The 13,372-nt window shown below is 59.7% G+C and carries 10 protein-coding genes and 1 tRNA gene; 3 read left to right on the top strand and 8 right to left on the bottom strand.

Annotated elements, in window-relative coordinates; all coding sequences use genetic code 11:
• Positions 1-18: 18 nt before the first annotated feature.
• The 8 genes from wecB to ACTNA2_RS01990 form a co-directional block, all read right to left on the bottom strand.
• Positions 19-1,113 carry a non-hydrolyzing UDP-N-acetylglucosamine 2-epimerase gene (gene wecB, locus ACTNA2_RS01955; RefSeq protein ID WP_441048443.1) on the bottom strand — a complete coding sequence of 365 codons (1,095 nt, stop codon included), beginning with the start codon at positions 1,111-1,113 and terminating at the stop codon, positions 19-21.
• 42 nt (positions 1,114-1,155) lie between these two features.
• Positions 1,156-2,373, bottom strand: a complete 1,218-nt coding sequence (locus ACTNA2_RS01960; RefSeq protein ID WP_441048444.1) for a nucleotide sugar dehydrogenase — start codon at positions 2,371-2,373, stop codon at positions 1,156-1,158.
• Between the two features lie 2 nt (positions 2,374-2,375).
• Entirely contained in the window at positions 2,376-3,128 is a 753-nt protein-coding gene (locus ACTNA2_RS01965; protein ID WP_441048445.1) for a WecB/TagA/CpsF family glycosyltransferase, read from the bottom strand.
• Positions 3,128-3,841: a sugar transferase gene (locus ACTNA2_RS01970; protein ID WP_441048446.1), complete on the bottom strand. Its 714-nt coding sequence runs from the start codon at positions 3,839-3,841 to the stop codon at positions 3,128-3,130. Before ACTNA2_RS01970 ends, ACTNA2_RS01965 begins: the two co-directional genes overlap by 1 nt.
• Before the next feature lie 103 nt (positions 3,842-3,944).
• Positions 3,945-4,490, bottom strand: a complete 546-nt coding sequence (gene loaP, locus ACTNA2_RS01975) for an antiterminator LoaP (protein WP_441048447.1) — start codon at positions 4,488-4,490, stop codon at positions 3,945-3,947.
• Between the two features lie 788 nt (positions 4,491-5,278).
• Positions 5,279-5,354: transfer RNA gene (locus ACTNA2_RS01980), tRNA-Ala, on the bottom strand.
• A gap of 254 nt (positions 5,355-5,608) precedes the next feature.
• Positions 5,609-6,277, bottom strand: coding sequence for a thiamine diphosphokinase (locus ACTNA2_RS01985; protein ID WP_441048448.1), 669 nt, complete (start codon positions 6,275-6,277; stop codon positions 5,609-5,611).
• A 9-nt stretch (positions 6,278-6,286) separates the two neighbouring features.
• Positions 6,287-6,976, bottom strand: a complete 690-nt coding sequence (locus ACTNA2_RS01990) for an HAD family hydrolase (protein ID WP_441048449.1) — start codon at positions 6,974-6,976, stop codon at positions 6,287-6,289.
• Positions 6,977-7,307: 331 nt separating this feature from the next.
• On the opposite strand from ACTNA2_RS01990, the gene glgB reads away from it, so the two are divergent.
• The 3 genes from glgB to ACTNA2_RS02005 all read left to right on the top strand — a co-directional run bounded on the left by glgB (position 7,308) and on the right by ACTNA2_RS02005 (position 13,368).
• Positions 7,308-9,593 carry a 1,4-alpha-glucan branching protein GlgB gene (glgB, locus tag ACTNA2_RS01995; RefSeq protein ID WP_441048468.1) on the top strand — a complete coding sequence of 762 codons (2,286 nt, stop codon included), beginning with the start codon at positions 7,308-7,310 and terminating at the stop codon, positions 9,591-9,593.
• A gap of 94 nt (positions 9,594-9,687) precedes the next feature.
• Positions 9,688-12,114 carry a glycogen/starch/alpha-glucan phosphorylase gene (locus tag ACTNA2_RS02000; protein ID WP_441048450.1) on the top strand — a complete coding sequence of 809 codons (2,427 nt, stop codon included), beginning with the start codon at positions 9,688-9,690 and terminating at the stop codon, positions 12,112-12,114.
• 105 nt (positions 12,115-12,219) lie between these two features.
• The gene (locus ACTNA2_RS02005; protein ID WP_427747384.1) at positions 12,220-13,368 is read left to right on the top strand and encodes a glucose-1-phosphate adenylyltransferase; all 1,149 of its coding nucleotides are present in this window, start codon (positions 12,220-12,222) and stop codon (positions 13,366-13,368) included.
• Positions 13,369-13,372 lie beyond the last annotated feature (4 nt).

Here is a 13,372-nt window from a genome sequence, read left to right on the forward strand (position 1 = left end):
GATACCAGGAGGCGCCCACTAAGCGTTGACCCTCCCACTCAGCACGTCCACGATGCGCTCGCTTGCGTGACCGTCGCCATAGGGGTTCGAAGCGTGGCTCATGGCCTCGTACTCTGCCTGATCGGAGAGCAGCCTGCTGAACTCGCGGTAGATTACGTCCTCCTCGGTGCCTACGAGTTTCAGCGTGCCGGCTGCCATGCCCTCGGGGCGCTCGGTGGTGTCGCGCATGACGAGCACCGGCTTGCCCAGGCTCGGGGCCTCCTCCTGGATGCCGCCCGAGTCGGTGAGGATGAGGTGGCTCGCTGCCATGAAGTTGTGGAAGTCGAGAACCTCGAGCGGGTCGATGATGTGGAGCCTGTCGAAGCCGTCCAGCTCCTCGTGGGCGGCCTTGCGGACGAGCGGGTTCATGTGGATGGGGTAGATAGCCTTGGTGTCGGGGTGTTCCTCCATCACGCGGCGGATGGCGCGGAACATGCGGTGCATGGGCTCGCCCAGGTTCTCGCGGCGGTGCGCCGTGATGAGGATGAGGCGGGATCCCTCGGCCCAGTCGAGCTCAGGATGGGAGTAGCCCTCGCGCACGGTGGTGCGCAGAGCGTCGATGCCCGTGTTGCCGGTGACCCAGATCTTTGACTCCGGCTTTCCCTCGTCCACCAGGTTCTCCTTACTGGCCTCGGTGGGGGCAAAGTAGTACTCACTGACGATGTCGACGGCCTGGCGGTTGAACTCCTCCGGCCAGGGGCTGTAGATGTCGTGCGTGCGTAGGCCCGCCTCGACATGCCCAACGGGGATCTGCAGGTAGAAGCACGCGAGCGCCGCGGCGAAGCTGGTCGTGGTGTCGCCGTGGACCAGGACGACGTCGGGCCTCTCGCCCTCGAGGACGGACTTGAGCTTGACCAGCACGTCGCACGTCACGTCGAACAGCGTCTGGCCCGGCTTCATGATCGCCAGGTCGTGGTCGGGAGTCACGTCGAAGACGCGCAGTACCTGGTCGAGCATCTCGCGGTGCTGGCCCGTCACGGTCACGACGGTCTCGAACTCATCCCTGCGTGCCTTCAGCTCGTTGACGAGCGGACACATCTTGATGGCCTCCGGCCGGGTGCCGAAGACGAGCATTACCTTCCTCAAAACGGATTCCCCCTGAAGATTTGCTAGGTCCTAGAGCTTGTAAACGTTCTCGCCGTCTCCGCAGACGTTGCGCGGGTCAATGAGAATGCGGTCGCCGAAGACACCGGGGTTGTCCTTGACCTGGGAGTGGCCGACCATCACGATCACCATCTCCAGGCCGTCCAGGAACTCCTCCATGGAATGGACCTGGCCGGGGACCTCGTCGCGCTCGACCCACGGGTCGTAGACCTTGACGGAGCCGGCGCAGAGGTGCTCGGACATGGACTCGAGCATCTGCAGCGTCGGGGACTCGCGGACGTCGTCGACATTCTCCTTGTAGGTGAGGCCGTAGATGCCGACCTTGGAGGCGTCGGTGATGCCGCGCTCCGCCATGACCTCGTGGGCTCGGTGCATGACGTACTCGGGCATGGAGGCGTTAGTCTGAAGGGCGAGGCGGATGAAATTGGCCGTCTCGGGATAGTCGCCGACCAGGAACCACGGGTCGACCGGGATGCAGTGACCGCCGACGCCCGGGCCGGGGTTGAGGATGTTCACGCGCGGGTGCTTGTTGGCGATACGGATGACCTCAGCGACGTCCATGCCGCCGATGCGGCAGATCTTAGCGAGCTCGTTGGAGAATGCGATGTTGACCGCGCGGAAGGTGTTCTCGACGACCTTGGTCATCTCGGCGGTGCGGATGTCGGTGACGGAAATCTCGCCCTGGCAGAAGCTGGCGTAGACCTTCGCCACAGCGTCGCCCACCTCAGGGTCATCGGCGCCGATGGTACGGTTGTTGTGCAGCAGCTCGTAGACCATGTTGCCCGGGATGATGCGCTCAGGGGCGTGGACGAGCCTGACGTCCTCGCGTCCGGCTTCGGCGAGCAGCGGGCGCACAAAGCGGTCGATGGTGTTGGGCGAGACAGTGGACTCGACTACGAGCACGGCGCCCTCGGGCGCGACCTCGAGCACAGTCTTGCAGGCCGCCACGACGTAGCACGGGTCAATCTTCTTGTCGAGCTTGTCGTAGGGCGTGGGGACCGAGACGATGTAGGTGCCGCAGACCTGGTAGTCGGTGGAGAACTTGATGCCGGACTCCAAGGCGTCGGCGAACAGCTCGTCCAGGCCCTCCTCCTTGAAGGTGGTCTTGCCGTCGTTGAGCGTGGCGACGAGCTCCTCGTTGTAGTCGGTGCCCACGACCTCCACGCCGTGGGAGGCCATCATGAGGGCTGTGGGGAGGCCGATGTATCCGAGACCGATAACGTTAACCATTGCTATTCACCTTTCTTAGCGAACTTGTATCTATACGTGAGGGCGACGAACTTGAGGTTGCCGATGATGTAGCGTTTCCACAGCCTTCCGGGCTCCTGGATGAAGCGGTAGAACCACTCCAGGCCGTGCTCCTGCATCCACGTCGGAGCTCGGTCGGTTACGCCGGCAACAACATCGAAGCTGCCGCCGACGCCCATGACGAAGGGGATTCCGATCTGGTCGATGTACTTGTGGACCCAGTACTCTTTCTTGGGAGAGGAGAAAGCGACGAACATCATGTCGGCTCCCGAGGCGGCCATATCAGATACGATCTGGGGCTCGTCCGCCTCGGTGAAGTAGCCGTTACGGTAGCCAACGATCTGGATACCCGGGTACCTGTCCTCGAAAATCGCTTTGACCTTGGTGACCACCTCTTCCTTCGCCCCGAAAAGGTAGATGCGGTAGCCCTTCTCGGACGCCAGCCCGACAAGCCTTTGGAACAGGTCGATGCCCGTGACGCGTTCCCCGAGAGGAACCCCCAGCTTTTTCGCCGCCCAGACGATCGAGGCGCCGTCGGCGTTGATCAGGGGGCATTCGTTGACGATTGACGCGAGCTCGGGATCCGCCTCCATCAGGTTGACCTTGGAGGCGTTGATTACGACGTGCTGGGTCGGCACGCCCCTCGCGATGATCTTCTCGATTTCATCCACCGTCTCGTCAAGCGAGATGGCGTTTACATACGTGTTCAGAATTGGATAACGATTGCCGGCTGACACTAGCACGCCCCGCTTCCCGTGATTACCTCGACGATAGTGAGTAGAACGATCTTGAGATCCGTGATGACGCCGCGCTTGGCGATGTACTCCAGGTCGCGCTGGACCATACCGTCGAAACCCGTTGCATTTCGATCGGTCACCTGCCACCAGCCAGTGATCCCGGGCTTCACGGCCAGGCGCTGCAGGTCGTACTCGGTGTACTCCACAACCTCGTTGGGCAGAGGCGGGCGCGGGCCCACGACCGACATCTGGCCCAGGAACACGTTCAGGAACTGCGGGAACTCGTCGATGGAGTGCTTGCGGATGAACTTGCCGATCTTGGTGACGCGCGGGTCTTCCTTCATCTTGAACATGGCGCCGGCGATCTCGTTCTGCTCCTTGAGCTCGGCAAGGCGCTCGTCGGCGTCTTTGTACATGCTGCGGAACTTCCACATGCGGAAGGTGGACAGGCTGCCGTCGCGGTGGGTCTGGCCCACGCGGATCTGGCTGTAGAACGGGTTGCCCTCGCTCTCCAGGCGGATGGCCGCGGCCAGCACCAGGCTGGGTATGGCGATGACTACCAGCACGCAGCCGCTGAACACGATGTCGAAGGCGCGCTTGACGGTGCGGTAGGCCAGGCGCGTGCGGTCCCAGTCCTTGAGGGCCTGCATGGCCTTGTAGCGCATGCTCACGTCGCCGCCGTTCATGGCCTGGGCAACGAGCGCGGCCCCCACCGGCGCTCCTTCTGAATATTCAGTTTTGTCTGACACTATTTCCTTCAAACCTACGTCCCCGCCCCCGGGGATCCTCCCTGTCCCGTTAAACAGTCGCCCGTAATTAGACGATCGCCTTTTTAAGGTTTCGCATTGCGCGCTGCTCGGCCGAAAGCACGGCAAGGCCAACGCGGGTAGTCACGCGTCGGCCGCACAAGTCGAGCTCCAAATAAGCAGTGCTCTTGCGTCTGTTAATGGTTTTGATAAGGCCTTCGTGGCCTAGCAGCGGACCTGCCGTCACTACGACCTGGTCGCCGTCTTTTAAGGCTTCGCTCATGGGCACAACGCGGTCTCCCGCATGAGTAAAGCTGCCAATAAGCTGGACCTCTTCTTTTGCCAGCGGCACAAACTGACCGTCCTGGGAAAGCACCCGGGCAAAGTCGTCCATGCGCAGCAGATACTGTTGCACGGTGCGGGGATCTGCCGTGTCGCAGATAAGGTAACCGGGAAAGAGCGGCTTGGTCGTGTTGACCCATTCGCCGTGTACTTTAATCTCGGTTTGAAATTGGGGATAAAAGAGCTCCTGAATGGCGCCAGCCGGCACCACGTGCTCAATGCGCTCGCGCATTACATTTTCGCGACCATTAATGACCTGGATCACGTACCACACGAGCACCACCCCCTTGCTGTCTTACGTGTGGCTCACGGGGTTTAGGTATGGCTTCGCCAGGGCGCTTGTGCGCGAAGGCGCTCCATATTCAAACCCTGAGCCCAGTTAGACAAGCGCGTGGCTCTGCCCCACCGTGAACGGTATGTATAAGTGCAGTTGCTAGAGTCGCGGACGTGTATCGCAAAATGACCGTGACCCCAGCTGGCTGCGTGCGATCCAGACAAGCGGGAACAAAACTAGATCGCACGCAAACAGCTGTAGGACTGCTGCGATGAGTCATGGAATATCGAGTCGAATGAACAGCTTGCACATAGACAAGCACAAAGTCATTCGATGCGATACGCATGACGACGCTATTGGAGTTCGTGGTGTTTCTGGCACCGCCGTTACGGCCGGATGCTGATCGACCCTGCGCTTTGCGGCTTGCCGGAGCCGTGAACACAGTTGAACTCATGTAACATTAGTTATCCTAGCACAGCAGGTAGCCCATACGTTTTGGGGTGTGTTTAGCAACATATTGGTTACTTGCCGTGGTTATGGGGGATATTGTGCCGCCTTGCACACATTGCCGCAGGTTTATAGGGGTGTATGGATTGGTGAGCACTGCCTGAGATGTATTACTGGCGGCATGAATTGCTCAAACTATTATGTTTTGGCTAACAAACTTTGTACAAAACGGGGAGGTAATTGCGCAACTTTTTACAGGTTGATGCGAGCGTCACTTTGGTTTGTAGTGTGGACACGTATGAAAAAGGCCTTCGGTTTTCCGAAGGCCTTTTCATTCACGATGGTGGAGACGAGGGGGATCGAACCCCTGACCTCTTGACTGCCAGTCAAGCGCTCTCCCAGCTGAGCTACGCCCCCGTGACGAGGAGATACTATAGGGGAAGATCCTTGGTTGTGCAAGAAGTTTTTTGGATTGATCTTCTTACTTACGGGTTTTCCTGGGACGGGGCTGAATTGACTGATTTTGACTTCGGCAAAATCAGTCAATTAACCCACCGTCCCGATAAAACCCTCACGCGGCGATTGCCTACTCGCCCACCGTCCCGAAAAACCCTCACGCGGCGATTGCCTGCTCGCCAACCGTCCCGATAAAACCCTCGCGCGGCGATTGCCTACTCGCCCACCGTCCCGATAAAACCCTCACGCAACAAATACGCTATTGCAGTGCCAGAGTGAACTTCGATCTTTGCGGTGGATCTTACTATGTTGCTGATGCCCGTGTCAGCTAACAGGCCTAGAGGGCTGTGGTCTAGCTCCCACTCTAGGCCGTGTTCGCTTACTACTGTCCCAGGGGCTATGGCGATGATGGAGAAGGTTTTGCCCTCGGCACCCTCGATGGTCCACGACTCGCCTGCGTGAAGGATGCGGGCGACCACCTTGTCCTCGGCAATCCAAATGGGGGCATCATCGTAGCCTGCCAGTATCCCTAACACAGACAGGGCCATGTCCGGGCGACCGCCGGTGGCGCAGGTCGCAACCACCTCGGCACCCGGCCAGCGACGGCGGACCGAATCGAGTGCCAACGCTAGATCGGTATAGTCCTTGTAGGGGTCGTGGCGCTCTACCTCAAAGGCCTCGGCGGCATCGACCAACGCGCGGCCGGCGTCGCTCACCGTGTCGGCATCTCCTACATACACGTCGCAACCCAGGCCAGCGCCCAGAAGTGCATCGAGCCCGCGGTCCACGGCGACAACGTGGTCGCACTCCCCCGCCAGCCCACGCAACAGATCCGCGCTCGCCACCACCGGTGAGCCGCAAACAACTAATACCTTACAAGCCACGGCCCTCGCCTAGCCCTCAAACGAAAGCACGCGGGCCAGGTCCAGGTCCTCATAGCTATCGATAAAGATATCGCAATTATCGCGAACCTCGTCGCGCTCCATACGGCCGTGTGGGTCATAAATGCCCACGCGCTTAAAGCCTGCAGTGCCAGAGCTCTTAAGGCCAAAGACGGCGTCCTCAAACACCCATGCGCGCTCAAACTGGCACCCGTGGCGCTCCTCAAGGCGGCGCAGCGCCAGCTCGTACACATCGGGGAACTGCTTGGAGCGGCCCGCCTCGCCCGTCGTAGTAATAAACTCCATGTAGGCGTCGAGCCCCGCACCCACGAGTGCGGACTGCACCAACTCGGCCGGCGTGGACGTGGCCACGCACATAGCAATGCCGGCCAATTTCGCCTGCTCCAAAAATGCCAGGAGCCCCTCGCGCGGCGGTACCTTGGAGTAGCCATCGATCAGGATGTCGCTCAGCTCGCGATACAGCTCCTCGCCATTTTCGCCAATGCCCCACGTGTCGTGGTAGGCCTGGCACTCGTCCTCGAGCGACAAATGCTCAAACTGGGCAAAATCGTCAACCGTTACATCAATGCCGTGACGCCGCAATAGTTCGGGCTGCGCATAGCCCCAAACGGGGGTGCTATTTACCAGTGTGCCGTCGCAATCAAAAATAAAAGCAACATTAGAGGCGGCTTTGTGGTTCATTCGCAAACCTTTCAATGTCAAATGGTAAACAACCTGCTAAAAACGTTTTACCAAACGTAAATCTAAAAATTTTGAAACCCTAATTGGTAAAACTGTCAAGAGTTTTACCATCGCAATTCTGTCAGTGGCATAAACATGGCGCTCACCGATTAAACGCCACCGTAAATCCACTTTCGTCCATAAAACTAACGGACAGGTGTTATTGTGGTTTTTGCCGAAAGTTCCACCGTGCACGCGAGGTGGGACGACTCATAGAGCTATCGCCGTCCCTTCGATTCGTGCAGCCTTGGACCTTTCGCATCTAGTCACCAAGGCAACACGCTGCCGCGTCATGATGGGATCAAACGTGAGCGATACAAAGCTAAAGCCAGCAACCAAAAAGCCCGCTACCCGTAAAGCCGCCCCGCACGCACCGGAGCTCACCAAGGACGATGTCTATCTGTTTGGCATTGGAATGTGGGAGCGCAGCTGGGAAAAGATGGGCGCGCATCCCGACACGCAGCAGCGCACGCGCGGCTGGCGTTTTTGCGTTTGGGCGCCCGACGTTAAGAGCGTCCACGTTATCGGTGAATTTAACAATTGGGACGAACAAGCCAACCCGCTGGTGCCCGTACACACGAGCGCTATCTGGGAAGGCTTTATTCCTGGCGCCGAGCAGGGCCAGCTCTATAAATACCTCATCGAGACCAACGAGGGCGAAAAGCTCTACAAGGCCGATCCGTACGCCTTTAAGGCCGAGTGCCCTCCGGGAACGGCGAGCGTGCTGTGGACCCTCGATGGCTACCAGTGGAACGACGCCGCGTGGCTCAAGCGCCGCGCCGGCCAGAACCACATGTCGCAGCCGCTCAACATCTACGAGGTGCATATTGGCTCGTGGAAGCGCCACGGAGACGAGCCACAGGGTGAGCCAGACGAGTACGGCAACTACCCCGGTCCCATGGACCCCTTCCCTGCGCAGCGCGGCGAGTTTTACACCTACGACGACTTGTCGGTGGAGCTCGTGGACTACGTGCGCGATATGGGCTACACGCATATCGAGGTTATGCCGCTTATGGAGCACCCCTTCGATGGCTCCTGGGGCTACCAGACGACCGGCTACTTTGCCGCCACGTCACGCTACGGCAACCCGCAGCAGCTCATGCACTTTATCGATGCGTGCCACGAGGCGGGCATCGGCGTGATTATGGACTGGGTACCCGGCGGTTTTTGCGCCGACTCCCACGGCCTTGCCACCTTTAACGGCCACATGCTGTTTGAGCACGAGATTCACCCCAACTGGGGCACGCACAAGTTTGACTTCGCCCGCGGCGAGGTCCGCTCCTTCTTGGTCTCCAACGTGCTGTACTGGATCGAGAACTTCCATGTGGACGGCATTCGCATGGACGGCGTGTCCAGCATGCTGTACCTCAACTTTGGCATTGACGATCCTGGCCAAAAGAAGTTCAACAAGTACGGTACCGAGGAGGACCTGGACGCCAGCGCGTTTATCCGTCAGGTCAACTGCGCTGTTGAGGCGCACTACCCCGACGTGATGATGATGGCCGAGGAGTCCACCGCGTGGCCGCTTGTGACCTATCCGCCGCAGGACGGCGGCCTGGGCTTCCACTACAAGTGGGACATGGGCTGGATGAACGACACCCTGCACTACATGCAGACCGATTTTCCGTGGCGCCCCGGCAACCATGGCTTGCTCACGTTCTCCATCATGTACGCCTTTACCGAGAACTTTATCTGCCCGCTGAGCCATGACGAGGTCGTGCACGGCAAGTGCTCGCTCATCGGCCGCATGCCGGGTGACTGGTGGCGCCAGTTTGCCGGCCTGCGCACGCTCGCCTTCTACCAGATGACGCACCCCGGTGCCAAGCTCAACTTTATGGGCAACGAGATCGGCCAGTTTATCGAGTGGCGCTACTACGAATCTATTCAGTGGTTCTTGACCGAGCAGTATGAGACCCATGCACACCATCAGGCGTTCATTAAGGCGCTCAACCACCTGTATACCGCCGAGCCCGCCCTGTACGAGCGCGGCTACAACGACGACGGCTTTACCTGGATCGACGCGGACAACTCCAAGCAGTCCATCGTGAGCTTTGTGCGTCAGGGCGAAAACGTCGATGACGACCTCGTGATCCTGATCAACTTTGACCCGGCGGCCTACGAGAGCTTCCGTGTGGGCGTGCCGCGTGAGGGCGACTGGGAGGTCATCTTTGACTCCGACCGTCCCGAGTTTGGCGGCAGCGGCTATGCTGGCGAGGAGCCCTACACCTGCTCGAGCGAGCCCTATCCCTGGAACGGGCAGATGGACTCCATCGAGATTAAGGTGCCCAGCCTGGCAGGCGTGGTGCTTAAGCGTCGCGGCCCCAGCAGCTATAAGCCGCCCGTGGTCGAGGAGCCCAAGAAGGCGACCCGCAAGCGTGCGTCCTCGGTGAAGCCCAAGCCAGCGGCCGCCAAGAAGGCTCCGGCCAAGGCGAAGGCTACGACGACCAAGGCCAAGGCTAAGGCTAAGGCCGCCGCAAAGCCCGCTGCCAAGGCTACCGCGACCAAGAAGCCGACTGCCAAAAAGGCCGCTACCAAAGCCAAGTCTGCTTCTGTTAAGTCGTCACCTAAGGATGCGTAACAAAGCCGTTACAGCTGTAATTACCCGTCCCAGCGGGGCGTAGGATACAAGTCACAACCGTTCCGGGAGAAACATCCCCGGGGGAAAGGAACGTATGAATAAGATCTTCGACAACAAGCAGGAGTTTACCGAGCTCTATCGCGATGCCGTCATGAGCATTAGCGGCAAGAGCGTCGAGGCCGCCAGCGACCTGGATCGCTTTAACGCCCTGGCCAAGCTCGTGGCCGAAAAGGCGCGCACCGTTGCCACCAAGAGCGACGCCCGCGCCACCGCCGAGGGCAAGAAGCGCGTGTACTACTTCTCGATCGAGTTTTTGATCGGCCGCCTGCTCGACAACTACCTGCTCAACTTTGGCGTGCGCGACATGGTCGCCGAGGCGCTCGACGATATGGGCCTTGACCTGTCCGTCATCGAGAGCCAGGAGCCCGATCCGGCGCTGGGCAACGGTGGCCTGGGTCGTCTGGCCGCATGCTTCCTGGATTCCATGGCAGCCGAGGGCATTGCCGGCTACGGCAACGGCATGCGCTACCGCTACGGCCTGTTTAAACAGGAGATCGTCAACGGCAGCCAAGTCGAAACCACCGACGAGTGGCTCACCAACGGCTATCCCTGGGAGGTCCGTCGTCAGGATAAGGCCGTGACCATTAAGTTTGGTGGCCGCGTCGAGGGCTTTGAGGAGAACGGCCGCACGTTCTATCGAACCGTGGACACGCAGGACATCCTGGCCGTCCCTTACGACATCCCCGTGGTGGGCTATGCCGGCGAGACCGTCAACAAGCTGCGCGTCTGGGCCGCTGAGCCGGTCGAGGAGCACTTCGATCTGGAGGCCTTCAACCGCGGCGACTACGCCCTGGCCGACGCCGAGCGCGCCGAGGCCGAGGCCATCAGCGCCATCCTCTACCCCAACGACGCCGGCGAGCACGGCCGTCTGCTGCGTCTGAAGCAGGAATACCTGTTTGTCTCGGCCGGTATCTATAGCCTGCTCGACACCTTTGAGAAGGAACACGGCGCGAACTGGGAGCTACTGCCGCAGTTTGTGGCCATCCACACCAACGATACGCACCCCGCCATGTGCGGCCCCGAGCTCATGCGCATCCTCATCGACGAGAAGAAGCTCGAGTGGGATGACGCCTGGAACATCGTGACGCAGGTCGTGAGTTACACCAACCACACCATCCTGCCCGAGGCCCTGGAGAAGTGGCCCATCGGCACGTTCTCCAAGCTCCTCCCCCGTGTGTACCAGATCATCGACGAAATCAGCCGTCGTTGGCATGAGTCGTTCGATACGACGCAGGAAGGCTGGCAGGAGCGTCTGCGCCAGACCGCCATCCTATGGGACGGCGAGGTTCGCATGGCCAACCTGTCCGTGATCTGCAGCCACAGCGTCAACGGCGTGGCCAAGATTCACTCCGATATCATTAAGAACAATGTGCTCAAGGACTTCTATGCCCTGACGCCCGAGAAGTTCAACAACAAGACCAACGGCATCTCGCACCGTCGCTTCTTTGCCGAGGCCAACCCCACCTACGCCAAGCTCGTGACCGAGGCCATTGGCGACGGCTGGCTGAAGGACGCCTTTGAGCTTGAGAAACTTAAAGGTTTTCAGAACGACACCGAGTTCCTTAAGGCCGTGGGTGCCTCCAAGCGCACCAATAAGGAGCGTCTTGCCGCCTACGTTAAGGCAGAGACCGGTCTGGTTATTGACCCCAACACCGTCTTCGATGTTCAGGTAAAGCGTTTTCATGCCTACAAGCGCCAGCTCATGAACATCATGAAGGTGATGGACATCTACAACCGTCGCATCGCCAATCCCAACTTCCACGTGACACCGACGACCTTTATCTTTAGCGGCAAGGCTGCCTCGAGCTACACCTTTGCCAAGGAGACCATCCGCCTGATCAACTCGGTGGCCGAGGTCATCAACAACGACCCGCGCGTCAACGAAGTTATGAAGGTCTGCTTTATCCCCAACTTCCGCGTGAGCAACGCACAGCTCATCTACCCTGCCGCCGAGATTTCGGAGCAGATTTCCACAGCTGGCAAGGAGGCCTCGGGCACGTCCAACATGAAGCTCATGATGAACGGCGCCATTACGCTGGGCACCCTCGACGGCGCCAACATCGAAATCGCCGATTTGGCCGGCCGCGAGAACGAGGCGATCTTTGGCCTGACCGCTCCCGAGGTCGAGCAGCTCTGGGCATCGAACAGCTACTTTGCGTGGGATACGCTCAACAATGATCGCGAACGTCTGGGCCGCGTGATGGATGAGCTCAAGGACAACACGTTTGCCGGCCTTTCGGGCAACTTTGAGAGCATCTACAACGAGCTTATGAACAACAACGACCCCGACCTGGTCATGGCAGACTTCCGCAGCTACGTGGATGCATGGGAGAAGCTCACGGGCAGCTATGGCGACCAGGAGACCTGGAACCGCAAGGCCCTGCTCAACACCGCCTCGAGCGGCTGGTTCTCGAGCGACCGCACCATTCGCGAGTACCGCGACGAGATCTGGCACGCTTAAAGGCCGCGAGTTCCCTTTGCCGCACGGCATTACTCGACGGGCGCGTCCGAGCGCCGCGCCCGTCGCTAATGGGTTTAGGAACATCGATGACAGAAGGAGAAACCGATGAGTAAGAAAGAATGCATCGCGATGCTCCTCGCAGGAGGACAGGGAAGCCGATTGGGGGCACTCACCCAAAAGATCGCTAAACCGGCGGTTAGCTTTGGTGGCAAGTTCCGCATTATCGACTTTTCGCTGTCCAACTGCTCCAATTCGGGCATCGACACGGTGGGCGTTCTGACGCAGTATCGTCCCTATCTGCTGCATGCCTACGTGGGCTCTGGCGAGGCGTGGGATCTGGACAGCCGCGACGGTGGCGTGTCGATCCTGCCGCCGTACGAGACGCAAACCGGTGGCGCATGGTATGCGGGCACGGCCGACGCCATCACGCAGAACCTCGACTACATCAAGTCCAACGACCCCAAGTACGTCCTGATTCTTTCGGGCGATCATCTGTATCGCATGGACTACCGCAAGATGCTCAAGACGCACATTGAGAACAACGCCGACCTCACGGTGAGCGTTATGCCCGTGCCGTGGGAGGAGGCCAGCCGCTTTGGCATCCTGACCACCGACCCCGAGGACGGCCGCATCACCAAGTTCACGGAGAAGCCCGAGAAGCCCGATTCGAACCTCGCGTCCATGGGCATCTACATCTTCTCGGCCGACGTGCTGGTCAAGGCGCTCGAGGAGGACGCTCTGGACCAGCGCTCGAGCCACGACTTTGGCAAGGACATCATCCCCAAGCTGCTCGCCGAGGACAAGCGCCTGTACAGCTACGAGTTCCACGGCTTTTGGAAGGATGTTGGCACCATCGCCAGCTTCCACGAGACCTCGATGGACCTGCTGGGCAACAACCCCGAGTTCGATCTGTTTGACAAGAGCTTCCCCATCATGTCCAACATCACCACGCGTCCGCCGCACTACATTGGCCCGGACGGTCGCCTGGACGACTGCCTGGTCTCCAATGGCTGCAAGATCTACGGCACCGCTCGCCACTCGATCCTTTCGACCGATGTCATCATCGAGGAGCGCGCCGTGGTCGAGGACTCCGTGCTGCTGCCGGGTGCGCACGTTAAGAGCGGCGCGCACATTTGCCGCGCTATTTTGGGCGAGAACTCCACGGTCGAAGAGGGCGTGAAGCTCGGCTCTGTCGATACCACCAAGGATACGGCCGTCGTTGGAAATGACGTCGTTGTCGGGAAGGGGGAATAATCCG

Source organism: Collinsella sp. HCP28S3_E9 (genome assembly GCF_052065455.1).
In the GTDB taxonomy this organism is placed as follows: Bacteria; Actinomycetota; Coriobacteriia; order Coriobacteriales; family Coriobacteriaceae; genus Collinsella.